Source organism: Paenibacillus lentimorbus NRRL B-30488 (assembly GCF_000411595.1).
GTDB lineage: Bacteria > Bacillota > Bacilli > Bacillales > Bacillaceae > Bacillus > Bacillus velezensis.
In genome coordinates this window covers 134,150-149,861 of sequence record NZ_ANAT01000018.1, presented here as the reverse complement: position 1 = coordinate 149,861, position 15,712 = coordinate 134,150, and the positions used below count along the sequence as shown (strand labels likewise).

Here is a 15,712-nt window from a genome sequence, read left to right as displayed (position 1 = left end):
AAAAGATCACGTCACAATGGCGCCGAGCGCTTCTGCGAATGTAACGGCATGCGCCGGAGAGATGCGGCATCCTTTCAGCTTATCAAGCGAGACATGCAGATGATCAAATGTGCACGTGCTGATATCCATATTAAAAAGAGACGTGCCGATGAAGTTTGCGCCGTTCAAATCACAGACGTCAAGATCTGTGTATTCAAGAACGGCATCATTCCACTCACTTTCTGAAAGGCCGCACGAGTCAAAACGGACATGCTTCATATTGGAATAGCTGAAGGAGCTGTAATTTGCGAGGCAGTCTTCAAACCGTACATGACGCATGGCGGAATCCGCCAGATTCAAGCCGAGAAGTTTTGAATGCTGAAACGCCGTTCTATGGATGATGCTTCCGCTGAAATCAGCGTTTGAGACATCGCATTTGTCAAACAGGACATCCGTACATTCCATATGTCTGAAAGAGATATCCGTGAAAACGATGTTTCTGAAAATGACTTTTTCGGCACGCAGGCCGTCCAGTTTGCCGTTTACGATGCCGTTTTCAATGATGACTTCTTTGAGCTCCTCATCCTGAAGCGCTTCAGTGAAAGAAAGCACCGGCAATTCTTTCGGGATTTTCGGTTTTTGGATCGTATTCATCTCATACTCCCTTTTCTAAACATAATAGCTGAAATCGGCAATTGGCAGATATCGCTTTCTGCCTGCCATCCTTGCTGTTGCGTAATGTACAAAGGGTATTAAAAAGCGGGAGGGCGTCAATAGTGTCGCATATAAAAGCAGACGTGACATTCAAGGTAATACCCTTAGAGACATGTCCCCAAGGGCTTTTGCCTGTTTCAGGCGAGTTCTTTATACATGATCACATGCGGGCCGATGCCGGGTATGTCAAAGGGGCTGCCCGTGCTTTTCCAGCCGAGCTTTTCGTAATATCCCTTCACGTGACATCTGGCGTTGCACCAGACAAGCGCCGCCCCCATATCTGCCAGTTTTCGTTCCGCATAGGCGATTAACGTGCTTCCTGCTTTTTGCGTCCGGTATTCTTCAAGCGTTGCCATGCCGCGCAGCTGATAGGCGGGCGCCGCCTGTAAAGCTTGCTGGTTCTGCGGGTAGAAAGAAGCGATGCTGATCAATGTCCCGTCGTAAAAACCGCCGAGATGAAATGCTCCTTCGACGCTGTCCTGATCATATTTACAATCCTCAATCGTCTGATGGGGGCGCAGCACGCTGTGTCTGATGGCGTATGTGTCTTCTGCGGTGATGGGTTTTACTTCAACCATGAAAAAATCCTCCTTTGTTGGATTCTTTTTCTGTATCGTACCATGAAAAAGCCGCCTGTCATATCAGGCGGCCTCTTCCGCGTCAATGCAAATATACATCAGCCCGCTTTTCATCCTTTTGCTTAATATAAGCTGCAAGCTCTGATGTCAAATCAGAACGGAGAAACGGGGTGATTAAATAAATTCCGTTAAACAGTTCGCACGCCGTGTCGAGAAGCGACTTGGCGATGGCGAGGCCTTCGGCTTTCTGCTTTTGCTTGTCTTCGCCGGCGAGCGCCATTTTTTCCCGGATGCTGTCTGACAGCTTAATGCCCGGGATCTCATGATGAATGAACTCTGCGTTGCGGCTGCTCGTTAACGGCATAATTCCGATATACACCGGTGTTTTGAGATGTTTCGTTTCATGATGAATGTCAATGAGCTGCTGCTCGGAGTAGACAGGCTGGGACACGAAGTAGTCAGCTCCGCACTCGATTTTTTTCTCCAGCCGTTTTACTGCTTTATCGAGATGGCGGACATTCGGATTAAATGCTCCGGCTACGGAAAAGTTCGTTTTCTTGCCGAGCGGTTTCCCTGATAAAGAAATGCCCTCGTTGAATTGTTTAATCAGCCTGATCAAGTCAAAGGACGTTAAATCATAGACGGAGGTAGCCCCCGGAAAGTCGCCGATTTTTGAAGGATCACCCGTGATGGCTAAAATGTCGGTGAGCCCGAGCGTATCCAGCCCCATTAAATGTGACTGAAGGCCGATGATGTTGCGGTCTCTGCATGTAATGTGAACGAGAGAACGGATATCAAGGCGTTCTTTCAGCAATGAACCGCAGGCGGCATTGCTGATCCGCGGTGTCGCCAATGAATTGTCGGCGAGCGTCAGCGCTTCTATGCCGGTATCTTTTAATTCAGCCGCCGCTTGCAGAAATTTGTCAAAATTCAATTTTTTCGGCGGATCAAGCTCTACGATAATTGACCGTTTTTGAGCGGCGATTTCGTTTAAACCCGGCTCGGTCCGTTCGTTCCGGACGGAGATGACTTCTTCTTCCCGTCTGATTTTCACTTCTTTATCAGTGACGGGAGAAAGTCCGCGGACCGCTTCAGCCATGGCTCTGATATGGTTTGGCGTCGTACCGCAGCAGCCGCCGATAATGCGCGCGCCCTGAGTGCGGAACTGTACGGCGCTCTCCCGGAAATAGGCATCGTCCGTATCATAAACAAGCCGGCCTTCTTCTAAAGACGGAAGGCTGCTGTTCGGATAGACCGATAAATAAGCGTCACGGAAAATCGGCACTTCGGTGAGCGCTTCAATCATGTGGTACGGGCCGAGCCGGCAATTGATTCCCGTTATGTCAGCGCCAAGATCGGCAATTGACCTGAGGGCTTCCTGAAGCGGTGTTCCGTCCTGCAGCACGCCCTGTTCGTGCATGGATACGTTCAGCATAATCGGAAGTTCCGTTTCTTTTCTCGCTATCTTCAGCACTTCGCGCGCCTCTTCTAAATCATAGTATGTTTCCAGGAGCAGACCGTCCGGCTCTTCGTGAAGCAATAAATAAAGCTGCTCCCGAAAGCTGCGTTTAATCTCCTCCAGGCTGTAGGCGTTTTTGTTAAAGGTGCGGATGCCGCCCATCGTTCCCAATACATAAGCGCCGTCTGAGGAAGCGCGCGCGATTCTGACCGCCTCCTGATTGATTTTTTTCGTTTCATCCTCAAGTCCGTATCTTGAGAGCTTAATAAAATTCGCGCCGTACGTATTTGTCTGGATGATGTCTGCCCCGGCTTCGACGTAAGCCTTATGTATCCGCTTGATTTCCTCGGGCTTTGATACGTTCAGTTCCTCAAAACATCTGTCAATGCCGTAGGAATAGAGGAGAGTGCCCATCGCGCCGTCTCCGATTAAAATCCGTTCTTTTAAGTCTTGTAATAGTCCCATTGTTTGCCTCCTTCGTCACATTCAGCAAGGAAAAAAGAGAAATAAAAAAAGTCTTCTTAAGAAGAAGACTTTGTAATCATTTGTCTCTCTTCTTATCTTCCAAGCTGTTTTTAGCTTGCTGGATTTAGCACCTTGGTCATGGTTTGGGTTAAACCATTACACCGGTTGCTGAAGCGTCGTCGGGCCAGTCCCTCGGCTTCTCTTGATAAGAACGTTCATGTAATTGTCATGGGTTTCCAAAACTTAACTGTGAAAATCCCTTTCTCCAAATTTACCGAAAATAGAGACAATAATCAATAGGAATCACATAATTTATCTAAAATTAATAAATTGAACGTCAATCGGCAGGTCTGCCCCGCGGACGGCTGCAATAATCTGCTGCAGATCATCTTTATTTTTTCCGGTGACGCGCACTTGGTCGTCCTGAATCTGCGACTTTACCTTCAAGCCGGAGTTTTTAATCACCGCGTTGATTTTTTTGGCGCTGTCTTTATCAATGCCCTGTACAAGCTTCGCGCGCTGGCGCACCGTGCCCCCTGAGGCATTTTCGATTTTGCCGTATTCAATGTTTTTCGTCGGCACGTCCCGTTTGATCAGCTTGCCGCTCAGCACATCTTTGAGCTGATTCAGTTTAAACTCGTCATCAGAAATCAGGACAAGTTCTTCCTTTTCTAAAGTTACATCGCTTTTCGATCCTTTAAAGTCATAGCGCGTGCCGATTTCTTTCAGCGTCATCTGAATCGCATTCTGCACTTCGGGAAATTCAACTTTGGATACAATATCAAAAGAACTTTCTTTTGCCATGAGAAAACCTCCTATAACATTTCACTTATGAGTTGATTATAGTAGAATAAAGAGAAATGTCCAACAGCATAAAGCATGAATTTATGCATATTGGAAAAAATGAGAAAAACATCAGCCCCATACGGGCGAATCAGGAAGGACGATAACATGAGACCAGGGCAGCAGCTCACGCTTAGTATAGATCACCAAACCGATTTCGGTTATTTTTTAACCGACGGCGAGGATACGGTTCTTTTACATAACAGTGAAATCACAGAGGATATTGAAGACAGAGATGAAGTGGACGTATTTATTTACGTCGATCATCAGGAAAGACTCGCGGCGACGATGAAAAAGCCGCTCATCAGCTTTTATGACTACGGATGGGTGGAAGTGACGGACGCTGTGGAGGATATGGGCGTATTCGTCGACGTCGGTCTGTCAAAAGACGCGCTCGTCGCAACGGAGCACCTGCCTCCGTACAAATCCGTCTGGCCGCAAAAAGGCGACAGACTGTATTGCATGCTGAAGGTGACAAGCCGCGGACGCATGTTTGCCAAGCCGGCGCCTGAGGATATCATCAGTGAATTATTTACGGATGCAGAGGAAGACGTCATGAATAAAGACCTGACAGGCACGGTGTACAGACTGATCGCATCAGGCTCTTTTCTGATAACCGATGAAGGCATCCGCGCGTTTATTCACCCTTCAGAAAGAAAAGAAGAGCCGAGACTCGGCAGCCGCGTGACGGGGCGTGTCATCGAGGTGAAGGAAGACGGCTCCGTCAACATGTCCCTGCTGCCGAGAAAGCAGGATGCGCTTTCGGTTGACGCGGAGGAGATTCTGACCTATCTGAGATCAAGAAACGGCGCGATGCCTTACGGAGACAAAAGCGATCCTGACGATATCCGCGAACGGTTTCATTTAAGCAAAGCCGCCTTTAAGCGGGCGCTCGGGCACCTGATGAAAAACGGCAAAGTGTATCAGAAAGACGGCTGGACATACGAAAAACAATAAATTTTCTGCAAAAACATCGGTGAACCAAAACCGGTGTTTTTTATTTTCTCAAAAGCTCCTATATCCCTCATTTGTTTATCAACCTGCCGAACATACATATTTTATTGAAATAAAATATTCTGACATCCGAACCGATATATAACTATAGAAAAACAAAAGGAGAGTTTCAATGAGAAAAATGGCGATATTTGCGGCTGTACTGCTGCTTGCGCTCAGCACGGCGGGATGTGCCGGCAAATCCGAGGAGACGGCGGCCGAAAAAACGAAAACAATCGGCATCATGCTGACAGACAACGGCCTCGGCGACCAATCATTTAATGATTCAGGCTTTCAAGGTTTGATGAAAGCAAGAGACGAGCTCGGCATCACATTTGATTACAGAGAAATAAAAGACACCGGTACGTACGAAAAAGGACTGACCCAGCTTGTCCGGGAAGGCAATGATGTTGTTGTGGGGCTCGGTTACAGCATGCAGGCGGATTTAGAAAAGGTCGCCAAAAAATATCCGAAGCAGCGGTTTGTGCTGATTGATTCCGTATCAGACCTGGATAATGTCACCTCCGTCACGTTTAAAGAGGATGAAGGAAGCTTCTTAGCCGGAGCGCTGGCGGCCATGACGAGCAAAACCGGCACAATCGGATTTATCGGCGGTTCAGATGCCGACGTCATTAAACGGTTTAAAAAAGGCTATCTGAAAGGCGCGGAATCAGTCAAACCGAATATCCGCGTGCTGTCGGACATCAGCGGTACGTTTGACGATGATAAGCTCGGGAAGGGCATCGCCCAAAACATGATCCGAAAAAAAGCCGATGTCCTGTTTACGGCAGCCGGCTTCACGGGTGTCGGCGCACTGAAAGAAGCGGAGGCGCAAAAAGTATACGCCATCGGTGTTGACAGCGATCAATATTACACCGCCGAGCACGCCGTTATCTCTTCTTTAGTGAAAAACGTCGACCATGTCATCTATGAATTGGCGAAAGATTTAAAAGACAACAAGGAGATCAAAAGCGGTGAGATCGTTTACGGACTGAAGGAAAACGGCATGGACTTAGCCAAGATCAGAGTTGTCAAAAACGCAGGCGGGCTGACGAAAAAGATCACGGATATGAAAAACAGCCTGATTGAAAAAGGAGGCGATCTGAAGTGACATTACGGACAAGGCTGCTCGTTAACGCAGCCGTTACGATGATTTGCTTCGCCGCCGTCATCGGCTTTACCATCGTAAACATGATGAAGATTCAGGCTTCAAATGAAGATGAAGTGGACGCGCTGTTAAACGTCCAGGAAGCAAAAGCTGACCTTAATACGTTAAAAGAAAGCATCACCGGCTATTCCTATACGCTCGCAGACGCCCAGAAAGAAGATGTGCGAAGCTATATGAAAAGCAGCTCAGACAAACTGGCGGCGCTCAAAAAAACGATGACGGACGGTGCAGACAAAGCCGCTTATGACAAACTCGCCAAAAAATACGAATCATGGCAGGCGGAGGCGGACGCTGCTCTTGATTCGAAAAGCCCGGCTGAAGCGACAAGGACGGCGGCCCGCATCAACGGTCTTCTGAATGATATTTATATGCTGAATCTGAAAAGCCGGGATCACTATGAAGACATGCAGAAGCAGACGGCTGACCAGATTCAGTTTATCGTTTACAGCGCAGCCGTGCTGACCATCGTGATACTTGCCGTCACCGTCATATCTTCCATCAGGCTGACGAAGAGAATTGCAGGGCCGATCCGCCGCATGGCTGAAAATGCCCGCCGTATTGCAGGAGGGAACCTTGCTGTTGAAATGCTTGATTATAAAGGGAAGGACGAACTGAAAGAGCTGAATGACTCATTCGGAATGATGGCTGAACAGCTCCGCACCTTAATTCAGGCGATCGGAGAGGTCGGCCGTGAAGTCGAGACTTTTGCGGAAGGTTTGACGAAGGAAAACCAGACGCTGAAGGACATGACCGAGCAGGTGTCCGTATCGACGGAAGAAATGGCGCAAGGCTCCCAAACCATTTCAGAAGATCTGCAGCATGCGGTGCAATTCATTGAACAAATGGATGAACATTCAAAGGCGAACGCCGAACGTTCAAAACAAACGACGAGAAGCAGCGAAGAGACGATTGCTGCGGTGGCTGCGGGGCGAGGTGCTTTAGCCGAGACCAAGCAAGCCATTGATAAAAGCAATGAGACATCAAAAGAGATTTCCGAAGCCGCCGATCTCTTCATAGAGCATGCGGCAGGCATCAGTATGATGGCGCAGACCGTTTCCGACATTGCGGGCCAGACCAATCTGCTGTCATTAAACGCCGCAATCGAGGCGGCCAGAGCAGGCGAGGCCGGAAAAGGATTTGCCGTCGTTGCCGAGGAGATACGGAAGCTCGCAGACGGATCAGCCAAAGCGACCGCGCAGATTTTCGATATGGTAAAACAAATTGAAGACGGCATCACATCCATTACCGGAGCTGTCACGACCGGCGTCGCTTTGGCGGACAGACAGCAGGAGCTGATGGAGAAAACGTCAGAATCATTCGCCCATATTGAACAAAAAGCCGCCCATATTAAGGCGGAGCTTACTCAATTGGACGGACGGATCATCGAATCGAAACAGCTTGGTGAGCAAGTGCTGCATCATGCCGAAAGCATCAGCGCCGTCGTTCAGGAAACGGCTGCAGGAAGCGAAGAGATTTCTGCCTCCGCGCTTGAGCAGCTGTCTTCTTTTCATAAAATGGCGGAAAGCGTCAATAATCTGGTGAGCCTGACAGAGCGGTTAAACGATCAGGTCCGCCGGTTTACTTTGTAACGGACATCCGTGCGCAAAAAACAGCCCTCTTTCTTCTAAGACAAGAGGGCTGTTTTGCTTTTACAGATGGTCCGGTTTTTTGGAATTCTGGTTTTTTCCCGCCTGCCGGTTTTTTTCGGCAAGCCGGTTCTTTTTCTGATTTACGGCGTTATTGTCCAACGGTTTTTTGTCATCATCTTTCATGCGGCAAAGCCTCCCTTCTGTCCGTTAGGATGCCCGCCCGCATTGAAATTATGGCTTCAGGAAAAAAATCGCGAGCGTGCCCGGCCCGGAGTGGGCGCCGATCGCAGAGCCGATTGAATGAAGAATGATCTCTTTCGGATGGAACGCTTCTTCAATCATTTCCTTCATCCCAATCGCCGTCTCTTCATTATCTGCATAGCTGATTCCCACGGTTTGATCCGCCCAATCGCCGCCTTCTTCCTTCATCATTTCTATAATCCGTTTAAACAGTTTCTTCTGTCCGCGCAATTTTTCGAGCGGCACGAGCCTGCCGTCATCCACATGCAGAATCGGTTTGATGTTCAAAAGCCCCCCGACAAAAGCGGACGTTTTTGAAATTCTGCCGCCCCGCGCGAGATAAGCGACGTCATCGACCGTAAATATATGTTTCATCCGTGCGCAAAAGTTCTTTACAGACGTTTCGATTTCTTGTATTGTATTCCCGTTAACACAGAGTGTTTGCGCGTGCATCACCGCGAGGCCGCAGCCCAGTGAAGCGCATTTGGAATCTACAATCCGTAAATCAAAATCGGGAAATTCCTCTTTTACTTCATTGGCGATCATTACGGCCGTCTGATAGGTGCCGGAAAGACCTGAGGAAAAGGCGATGTATATCGCCGGTTCTCCCAGTTCCGCGTATTGTAAAAATACTTTTTTTATCGTATCCGGTGATGCCTGGGATGTTTTCGGAACTTTCCCGTCCCGCATCGCTTGAAAGATATGATCCGCCTGAATGGTGACCGCGTCCTCATATTCGTTTCCGTCAAGTGTTACGTGCAGCGGAATGAACCCGATCCGGTTTTCTTCAATATAAGATTTCGGCAGGTCAGAGGCGCTGTCAGCAATAAGGTGAACTGTCATCATAATTCCCTTCTTTCCGGTTGGTGAGAGTATGCCAACTATATCATATAAATTTGGCAAAATAGTGTTCAAAACTTTATTTTAAGGGAAAAGCTAATAATGAAAATGAGCGGAGGAGCAAGCCATGGTACTAGAACAAGTAAAAAAATTAGCAATCGTCGTCATCGGCGCGTTTCTGTATGCGGCGGGACTGAATTTATTCCTGATACCGGCGAATGTATATGCCAGCGGTTTTACCGGTGTCGCCCAGCTGCTGTCAAGCGTCGTTGATCAATACGCCCCCTTTTATATTTCGACAGGAGTTCTCATGTTCCTCTTAAACATTCCCATCGGTGTGTTAGGGTGGCTGAAAGTCGGCAGATCATTCACCGTATACAGCATATTAAGCGTAGCGCTGACGTCCGTCTTTATGGGGATTCTCCCGGAAATGAGACTGTCACACGATATTCTTCTGAATACCGTATTCGGAGGAGTCATCTCAGCTATCGGCATCGGTTTAACGCTGAAATTCGGCGCTTCGACAGGCGGTCTTGATATCGTGTCGATGGTGCTGGCCAAATGGAAGGATAAACCGGTCGGCACATATTTCTTCATTTTGAACGGGATTATCATTTTGACGGCAGGATTATTGCAAGGATGGGAGAAAGCATTATATACCCTTGTCGCTCTGTATGTCACAACAAGGGTGATTGACGCCATTCACACGCGCCACATGAAACTGACCGCCATGATCGTTACAAAAAAGCTGATGAAATCAAAGAAGCGATTTACGGGAAAATGGTCCGCGGCATTACGACGGTGCCGGCAAAAGGCGCTTACACAAACGAACAGAAAGAAATGATGATCATCGTCATCACGCGGTACGAATTGTATGACCTTGAGAAAATCGTGAAAGAAGTCGACCCGAAAGCCTTCACAAACATCGTGCAAACGACGGGCATCTTTGGTTTCTTCAGAAAAGACTGATAGGAGCGGATAGAATGAAGTGGCTGTTTGGCCTGTTATTACCGGTCATTTTATTGATCGGATGCAGCAGTCAATCCGGGCAGAAGGAGCCCGCTGAGGAGGTATCCGGAGAGATGAATGAACAGCAAGCGGAATTAGCCGTAAATCCTGTGCAGACAGATCAGCAGATCGAATTTCAAATGTCTTTAAAAAACAAAAGCGAAAGCCCGATCGATTTCACATTCAGCTCAGGGCAGAAATTCGAACTGACCGTACATGACCAACATCACAAAGAACTGTACCGCTATTCAAAAGACAAAATGTTTACCCAGGCGTTTCAGACCGTGACCTTAATGCCGAATGAAACGTATGACTTTTCAGATGTGTGGAAGAACGTGCCCGGTCCGGGAACATACACGGTGACGGTGACGTTTTTAGGGAAGTCCGATCAGATCGGAAAAAGACTGAAAACGGTAAAAACATTTGAAGTAAAATAAAAAAGCGGCGCCCTCATCTCAAACGGGGCGCCTTTTTTTATTGCAATTTCTCCAGCTGATCCTGAAATTGGTGCAGCTGCTGACGTTCTGCATCCGTCGAATTGGCGTACGCGGAAGACACGGCATTTTTGGCGCGTGAGACAGCTTTTTCCTGGTCGCCGTCCTCGAAACCGTTAGCAATCATGACGGCCTGCTGGACAAATGACTTGGCTTGAGAAAACAGTTCGTTTCTCATTAAAAGTCAACCTGCCTTTCAGCCGAATCTTTTGCTGCATCATGCTGTGCTTCCTCTAATGTAGACCGATATGGAAATCTTGCGTCATGAAGACTGACAGAGTCCTTGCCTTGCTGAATAAACCGTTTTGATTTGTTTCGTTTACCCATTGCAATGTCCCCCTTCCATATTTAGACGAGATGAGTCGTCTGTTTTAGTATGGGCGGAAGGCTTTGTGTTATGAGCGGGAAAACCTCACAGGGAGAAATAGGATTTTAAAAATTCGGCGATTCCGTCCGCTTCATTTGAACCCGTGACGCGATCGGCGGCCTGTTTGACTTCATCCGTGCCGTTTCCCATCGCTACGCCGCACCCGGCAAATCGGAGCATTTCAAGATCGTTGTCTTCGTCGCCGAACGCGATGATCCGTTCTCTCGGCACTTGGTAATAGTCGCTGATTTTCTTCAGGCCGACCGCTTTATTCATCCCGTGTTTAATAATTTCAATCACATGCCAAGGAGCCGCCCATCTTCTGTGGTCAATGACCTCGGCGTGCACATCGGATAAATGCGCGCGTATGTCCGCGACGTCCTCTTCCTTCGCGTGAATCAATACGGACGTCACATCTTCTTGGACCGTTTCGCGCAGATCGCCGAATGTGACATTCGCGGTATTCATATGAAACGCCTCAATTAAATGCTCATCATGATAATGGAAGTACACATCATCAATGATCTCAGCGAGCACATTATGTATTTGGTAGGTCTCTGTAAGTTCGGCAAGCTGTCTGACCACATCGACAGATAAAGACGTGTGGTATCGTCCCCATGACTCGTCTTTCGGGTGGTGGACAAACGCTCCGTTAAAATTGACAATCGGCGTTGTCAGCCCAAGCTCGTCATAATACATCGAACTGGAACGGAAAGGGCGGCCGGTTGAGATGCAGACATGATGGCCCGCTTCTTTCAGCGTCTGAATCGTCCGTGCCGTTTCAGGGGAAATGGTTTTATCATCTTTTAGTAAGGTTCCATCCAGATCTAAGGCGATGAGGTAAGGTTTTGTCTCCATAATAACTCCTTTTGTCATATAATTTGCTGTTTTTCTCTTATGTACAGTGTAGCTTTTTACCATCTTTATTGTCTACATGTTACACTTATGATTATGGTTATCCTAAGGAGGGAGTCAACGTGATTCTTATTGATCATCAAACCGTATCAGGCATTCCGTTTTTACATATTGTAAAAGAAGAAAATCGGGACCGTCCCGCTCCCCTTGTTTTCTTTGTTCACGGTTTTACAAGCGCGAAGGAGCATAATCTTCATTTCGCTTACCTGCTTGCTGAAAAGGGTTTCAGAGCCGTGCTGCCGGAAGCTCTTTACCACGGTGAACGCGCTGAACAGCTGTCAGCAGAAGAGCTCGCCGTCCATTTTTGGGACATTGTCTTAAATGAAATCGAGGAGCTTGACGTGCTGAAAAAGGATTTTGAAGCGCGCGGTCTGATTGAAGACGGGCGGATCGGTCTTGCGGGGACGTCAATGGGCGGAATTACGACCTTCGGCGCGATGGCCGCGTATGATTGGGTCAAAGCCGGCGTCAGTCTGATGGGAAGCCCGAACTATACGGCATTTTTTCATCAGCAGATTGACCACATTCAAAAGCAGGACATCGACATTGACGTCACAAAAGAACAGGTCGATGAACTGTTTGCGCGGCTCAAACCGTTCGATCTCAGTCTGGAACCGGAAAAACTCCGCAGCCGCCCGCTGCTGTTCTGGCACGGCGTTCAAGACAAAGTCGTTCCGTATGCACCGACCCGCGGCTTTTATGAAACGATTAAACCTCATTACAGCAGCCGGCCTGACCATCTTCAGTTTCTGAAAGACGAACGGGCTGATCATAAAGTCCCGAGATACGCCGTTTTAGAAACCGTCGCCTGGTTCGATAAGCATTTATAAAGCACAAAGGTGTTAACAAAACCCGCTTTTACGTTATACTGAGGAAAAAGGAGTGATGGAACGTGGAAGAAGCATTAAAAGAAAACATCATGGGCGCCTTGGAGCAGGTTGTTGACCCTGAGCTCGGCGTCGATATCGTCAATCTCGGCCTTGTATACGACGTTGATATGGATGACGACGGCCTGACGCACGTTACGATGACACTGACATCAATGGGGTGCCCGCTCGCTCCGATCATCGTCGACGAGGTGAAAAAAGCGCTCGCCGACATTCCGGATGTAAAAGAGACGGAAGTCCACATCGTCTGGAATCCGCCGTGGACAAGAGACAAAATGTCACGCTACGCAAAAATCGCATTAGGGATTCAGTAATAAGAAAAAGCACCTCGGATTTTAGGTACATCCTAAAGTTTGGAGGTGCTTTTCTTTTGTCTGCATATAAGCGACAGTGAGGGCTTGTTTTGGATTGCAAACGAACCCTTATATATAAAATTTCATATGAGGTTTATCTTTTTTGTAATAGGACAGTCTGTCCTGGAGTGTACCTGTGTGGAATTCAAATTTATGTCCATCGGGATCAGTAAAATAAATTGACTTTTGATCTTGCTTATCTCTAGGACGCCCATTTAATATATTTACATTTAGATTTTTAACCTTTGAAGTATTGCATCAAAATCTTTTGGGTCAATTGTAAAGGCCGTATGCGTATAGGATTTATGTATTTCATTTCTTGGTATATCCGCCTCTAAGTTAAGTGCAAGCCAAAGCCCGTTCAGATCAAAATATGCTGTCTTTTGTCCTTTAACCAGGAGTTGTGCATGAAATACTTTCTCATAAAATTCTATAGATTTTTCCAAATCTGAAACAGAAAAAAGAAGATGATTGATCCCTTTTATGTTCATTTCCCCCACCTCATTTAACATCTTTGTTTTAAACAATCCCTTTGGTAATACATCTGCATATATATCGATTATATACTGACTAAAAAATCATTTTTAGGGATTTCTGTGTATTTTTTATGCCCGGTGTTTTCCGGATGACCGTTTCGAACTGTACTAAACATGATTCTGCCGGGCGCCGTTTTGTCTGCTTTGTCGCTGCAGACCGGCGTGCGGAAAGAAGGGCGAGTCACTAAAAAACCCGAGTTTCCCGCCATTCGGGGGTTTTTGCGGTATCGGGTTAAAAAGGAAAAAACGGACGTGAGGCATGATATAATAGACCGGCTGCATGCGAGGGAGGAACCCATGAAGAAAAAATTACTTCTCATTATCCTTAGCATTCTTGTTTATATGGCGCTGTTCGCTGTTTCCGCCTTTCACAAAGAGCCGGAGCGGCAGGCAGGGACAATGACGGATGTCAGCCGTCTCATGCCCGTGAAAATTAAGCAGACGGTCAAAGGAAAAGAGAAAGAAACATTGGTCGAAACGATTAAGGAAGCAAAGAGAAAGCATTTGAAGATCTCAATCGCAGGCGCCCAGCACTCAATGGGCGGCCAGACGTATTATGAAGACGGTATCGTTCTCGACATGACGGGCTACAACAAAATACTCGGTCTCGACCGAAAGAAAAAAATCATCAGAGTGCAGGCGGGAGCGACGTGGAATGATATTCAGCGCTATGTCAATCCGTACGGGCTCGCGGTAAAAGTCATGCAATCGCAAAACATTTTTACGATCGGGGGCTCACTGAGCGCCAACGCCCACGGCCGGGATATCCGGTACGGTTCGCTGATTGATACGGTCAAATCGTTTCATCTTTTAAAGGCGGACGGCAAAGTCATCACCGTTACTCCGAAAGATGACCTGTTTTCAGCCGTCATCGGCGGCTACGGCCTGTTCGGCGTCATCCTTGACGCGGATATTGAGCTGACGGATGATGAGCTTTATGAAATGAAAACGAAACGCATGAACGCTGATACATACAGTCAATATTTTACGCAGCATGTTCAGCGCAACCCCGCCGTGCGCATGCATCTCGCACGGATCGCAACAGGGGATAAAGGCTTTTTACACGATATGTATGTGACTGATTACACACTCTCAGACAACCAGAAAGAATTAAAGCGGCACAATGAACTGAAAGAAGATGAGCATCCGGCGCTGACGAAATTCGCGCTCGGCCTCTCCCGCCGGTATGACTGGGGAAGAAATTGGTTCTGGTCCACCCAGCAGTCTTATTTTCTCAGCCAAAACGGCGTGAAAGTCTCCAGGAACAATGTCATGCGGTCAGAATCGAAGTTTTTGGAATATGAAAACACGGACAACACCGACGTGCTTCAAGAATACTTCGTGCCCGTCGGCGAATTTGCGCCGTACATTCATGATTTACGCAAGACGCTGTCACATGAAGAGCTCAATCTCGTAAATATTACGATCCGCTACGTGCAAAAAATGAAAAAGCCGATCTGTCATACGCAAAGGAAGACATGTTTTCACTCGTTCTTTTAATCAATGAAGGGTTTTCAAAAGACAGCCAGGCGAGTACAGCGCGGATTGTCAGAAAAATGACGGATACGGCATTGCGCCACCGCGGCAGTTATTATCTGCCGTATATGCTGTATCAAACGAAAGAGCAGATGCGCGAGGCATATCCGAAAAGCGATACGTTCTTTCGGAAAAAACACAAATATGATCCCGATGACTTGTTTATGAATTATTTTTATCAGAGGTACAAATCATGAAACACAACCATTTAAAATGGCTGATCCTGTCTCAGAGCAGTGTCTTTTTTGCCGGCAGCCTGATCTTTCCGTTTTATATTTTATTTATTAAAAACATCGGTTCCAGCTACACGCAATTCGGTCTCTCATACGGCTTGTTCGGCCTGAGCGGCGCATTGATTCATCCGTTGCTCGGCCGGCTGTCGGCAAGACTGGATCCCCGCTGGTTCCTGATGGCGAATTCGTGGGGGATGGCGGTGCTTCTTCTGACGCTCCCGCATATTACCGGCGTGCACCAGGTTTATGTTGTGCAGGTGCTTTTGGGCCTCTTCGGCGCCATGCAAAAACACGGCGAGAAAATCATGATCGCCGATTACACTGACGGCGGGGAGCGGGGGAAAAAAGTCGGCAGCTATCATTTCTGGACGGCCGTATTTTCCGCTGCCGCCATTATTCTCGGCGGGTTTCTCGCTGATTTCTTTACGGTTTATATTATTTTTTACGCCAGCTCCGTGCTGTTTTTTATAAGCGGGCTGATGATGCTGAAAAAAACAGGCTGATCCGATCAGCCT

Annotated in this window: 16 protein-coding genes, 3 pseudogenes and 1 riboswitch; of the genes and pseudogenes, 9 read left to right on the top strand and 10 right to left on the bottom strand. The window is 47.5% G+C overall.

What is annotated here, in order from left to right; genetic code table 11:
• Positions 1-6: 6 nt before the first annotated feature.
• From D368_RS10775 to D368_RS10760, 4 genes are all read right to left on the bottom strand, one after another.
• Positions 7-633 carry a pentapeptide repeat-containing protein gene (locus D368_RS10775; RefSeq protein ID WP_071392012.1) on the bottom strand — a complete coding sequence of 209 codons (627 nt, stop codon included), beginning with the start codon at positions 631-633 and terminating at the stop codon, positions 7-9.
• A gap of 197 nt (positions 634-830) precedes the next feature.
• Positions 831-1,271: a GNAT family N-acetyltransferase gene (locus D368_RS10770; RefSeq protein ID WP_071392011.1), complete on the bottom strand. Its 441-nt coding sequence runs from the start codon at positions 1,269-1,271 to the stop codon at positions 831-833.
• Positions 1,272-1,353: 82 nt separating this feature from the next.
• Positions 1,354-3,195: a bifunctional homocysteine S-methyltransferase/methylenetetrahydrofolate reductase gene (locus D368_RS10765; RefSeq protein WP_128574791.1), complete on the bottom strand. Its 1,842-nt coding sequence runs from the start codon at positions 3,193-3,195 to the stop codon at positions 1,354-1,356.
• 89 nt (positions 3,196-3,284) lie between these two features.
• A riboswitch (SAM riboswitch) is annotated at positions 3,285-3,407 on the bottom strand.
• Between the two features lie 100 nt (positions 3,408-3,507).
• Complete coding sequence (locus D368_RS10760) at positions 3,508-3,999, bottom strand: YajQ family cyclic di-GMP-binding protein (RefSeq protein ID WP_003155112.1); 492 nt, start codon at positions 3,997-3,999, stop codon at positions 3,508-3,510.
• Positions 4,000-4,098: 99 nt separating this feature from the next.
• Here D368_RS10760 and D368_RS10755 point away from each other — a divergent pair, with 99 nt between their 5' ends.
• The 3 genes from D368_RS10755 (at position 4,099) to D368_RS10745 (ending at position 7,788) form a co-directional block, all read left to right on the top strand.
• Positions 4,099-4,995: a CvfB family protein gene (locus D368_RS10755; RefSeq protein ID WP_169539338.1), complete on the top strand. Its 897-nt coding sequence runs from the start codon at positions 4,099-4,101 to the stop codon at positions 4,993-4,995.
• Positions 4,996-5,164: 169 nt separating this feature from the next.
• Positions 5,165-6,142: a BMP family lipoprotein gene (locus tag D368_RS10750; RefSeq protein WP_039252037.1), complete on the top strand. Its 978-nt coding sequence runs from the start codon at positions 5,165-5,167 to the stop codon at positions 6,140-6,142.
• Positions 6,139-7,788: a methyl-accepting chemotaxis protein gene (locus tag D368_RS10745; RefSeq protein WP_039252035.1), complete on the top strand. Its 1,650-nt coding sequence runs from the start codon at positions 6,139-6,141 to the stop codon at positions 7,786-7,788. Before D368_RS10750 ends, D368_RS10745 begins: the two co-directional genes overlap by 4 nt.
• 60 nt (positions 7,789-7,848) lie before the next feature.
• Here D368_RS10745 and D368_RS10740 read toward each other — a convergent pair whose 3' ends face one another.
• Together D368_RS10740 and D368_RS10735 are read right to left on the bottom strand one after the other, a co-directional pair.
• Positions 7,849-7,971, bottom strand: coding sequence for a hypothetical protein (locus tag D368_RS10740; protein WP_003155105.1), 123 nt, complete (start codon positions 7,969-7,971; stop codon positions 7,849-7,851).
• A 48-nt stretch (positions 7,972-8,019) separates the two neighbouring features.
• Positions 8,020-8,871: a DegV family protein gene (locus tag D368_RS10735; protein WP_014304769.1), complete on the bottom strand. Its 852-nt coding sequence runs from the start codon at positions 8,869-8,871 to the stop codon at positions 8,020-8,022.
• Positions 8,872-8,995: 124 nt separating this feature from the next.
• On the opposite strand from D368_RS10735, the pseudogene D368_RS10730 reads away from it, so the two are divergent.
• A pseudogene (locus tag D368_RS10730) lies at positions 8,996-9,837 on the top strand (YitT family protein).
• A gap of 14 nt (positions 9,838-9,851) precedes the next feature.
• The gene (locus D368_RS10725) at positions 9,852-10,313 is read left to right on the top strand and encodes a BsuPI-related putative proteinase inhibitor (protein ID WP_003155099.1); all 462 of its coding nucleotides are present in this window, start codon (positions 9,852-9,854) and stop codon (positions 10,311-10,313) included.
• Between the two features lie 37 nt (positions 10,314-10,350).
• Here the strand turns inward: D368_RS10725 and D368_RS10720 are convergent, their stop codons facing one another.
• The 3 genes from D368_RS10720 to D368_RS10715 all read right to left on the bottom strand — a co-directional run bounded on the left by D368_RS10720 (position 10,351) and on the right by D368_RS10715 (position 11,595).
• The gene (locus D368_RS10720) at positions 10,351-10,548 is read right to left on the bottom strand and encodes a DUF3813 domain-containing protein (RefSeq protein WP_003155097.1); all 198 of its coding nucleotides are present in this window, start codon (positions 10,546-10,548) and stop codon (positions 10,351-10,353) included.
• Positions 10,548-10,697: a hypothetical protein gene (locus D368_RS20140; protein WP_003155094.1), complete on the bottom strand. Its 150-nt coding sequence runs from the start codon at positions 10,695-10,697 to the stop codon at positions 10,548-10,550. Before D368_RS20140 ends, D368_RS10720 begins: the two co-directional genes overlap by 1 nt.
• A gap of 85 nt (positions 10,698-10,782) precedes the next feature.
• Positions 10,783-11,595: a Cof-type HAD-IIB family hydrolase gene (locus tag D368_RS10715; RefSeq protein WP_007610550.1), complete on the bottom strand. Its 813-nt coding sequence runs from the start codon at positions 11,593-11,595 to the stop codon at positions 10,783-10,785.
• Positions 11,596-11,714: 119 nt separating this feature from the next.
• Between D368_RS10715 and D368_RS10710 the strand changes: the two genes are divergently transcribed.
• Positions 11,715-12,482, top strand: coding sequence for a prolyl oligopeptidase family serine peptidase (locus tag D368_RS10710; protein ID WP_128574790.1), 768 nt, complete (start codon positions 11,715-11,717; stop codon positions 12,480-12,482).
• 62 nt (positions 12,483-12,544) lie between these two features.
• Positions 12,545-12,853 (top strand): metal-sulfur cluster assembly factor, encoded by a 309-nt coding sequence (locus tag D368_RS10705; protein ID WP_003155088.1) that lies wholly within the window; start codon positions 12,545-12,547, stop codon positions 12,851-12,853.
• Positions 12,854-12,961: 108 nt separating this feature from the next.
• On the opposite strand, the pseudogene fosB reads toward D368_RS10705, so the two are convergent.
• A pseudogene (gene fosB, locus D368_RS10700) lies at positions 12,962-13,383 on the bottom strand (metallothiol transferase FosB).
• A 342-nt stretch (positions 13,384-13,725) separates the two neighbouring features.
• Here fosB and D368_RS10695 point away from each other — a divergent pair.
• Together D368_RS10695 and D368_RS10690 are read left to right on the top strand one after the other, a co-directional pair.
• Positions 13,726-15,161 (top strand): annotated as a pseudogene (locus tag D368_RS10695) (FAD-binding oxidoreductase).
• Positions 15,158-15,700, top strand: a complete 543-nt coding sequence (locus tag D368_RS10690; RefSeq protein WP_003155082.1) for an MFS transporter — start codon at positions 15,158-15,160, stop codon at positions 15,698-15,700. The pseudogene D368_RS10695 and the gene D368_RS10690 overlap by 4 nt, the downstream one beginning before the upstream one ends.
• Positions 15,701-15,712: the final 12 nt, after the last annotated feature.

Bases quoted from the DNA above. Each gene is read 5' to 3' on its own strand.
- D368_RS10775 (WP_071392012.1), bottom strand. From the start codon at position 633: ATGAATACGATCCAAAAACCGAAAATCCCGAAAGAATTGCCGGTGCTT.
- D368_RS10770 (WP_071392011.1), bottom strand. From the start codon at position 1,271: ATGGTTGAAGTAAAACCCATCACCGCAGAAGACACATACGCCATCAGA.
- D368_RS10765 (WP_128574791.1), bottom strand. From the start codon at position 3,195: ATGGGACTATTACAAGACTTAAAAGAACGGATTTTAATCGGAGACGGC.
- D368_RS10760 (WP_003155112.1), bottom strand. From the start codon at position 3,999: ATGGCAAAAGAAAGTTCTTTTGATATTGTATCCAAAGTTGAATTTCCC.
- D368_RS10755 (WP_169539338.1), top strand. From the start codon at position 4,099: ATGAGAAAAACATCAGCCCCATACGGGCGAATCAGGAAGGACGATAAC.
- D368_RS10750 (WP_039252037.1), top strand. From the start codon at position 5,165: ATGAGAAAAATGGCGATATTTGCGGCTGTACTGCTGCTTGCGCTCAGC.
- D368_RS10740 (WP_003155105.1), bottom strand. From the start codon at position 7,971: ATGAAAGATGATGACAAAAAACCGTTGGACAATAACGCCGTAAATCAG.
- D368_RS10735 (WP_014304769.1), bottom strand. From the start codon at position 8,871: ATGACAGTTCACCTTATTGCTGACAGCGCCTCTGACCTGCCGAAATCT.
- D368_RS10725 (WP_003155099.1), top strand. From the start codon at position 9,852: ATGAAGTGGCTGTTTGGCCTGTTATTACCGGTCATTTTATTGATCGGA.
- D368_RS10720 (WP_003155097.1), bottom strand. From the start codon at position 10,548: ATGAGAAACGAACTGTTTTCTCAAGCCAAGTCATTTGTCCAGCAGGCC.
- D368_RS20140 (WP_003155094.1), bottom strand. From the start codon at position 10,697: ATGGGTAAACGAAACAAATCAAAACGGTTTATTCAGCAAGGCAAGGAC.
- D368_RS10715 (WP_007610550.1), bottom strand. From the start codon at position 11,595: ATGGAGACAAAACCTTACCTCATCGCCTTAGATCTGGATGGAACCTTA.
- D368_RS10690 (WP_003155082.1), top strand. From the start codon at position 15,158: ATGAAACACAACCATTTAAAATGGCTGATCCTGTCTCAGAGCAGTGTC.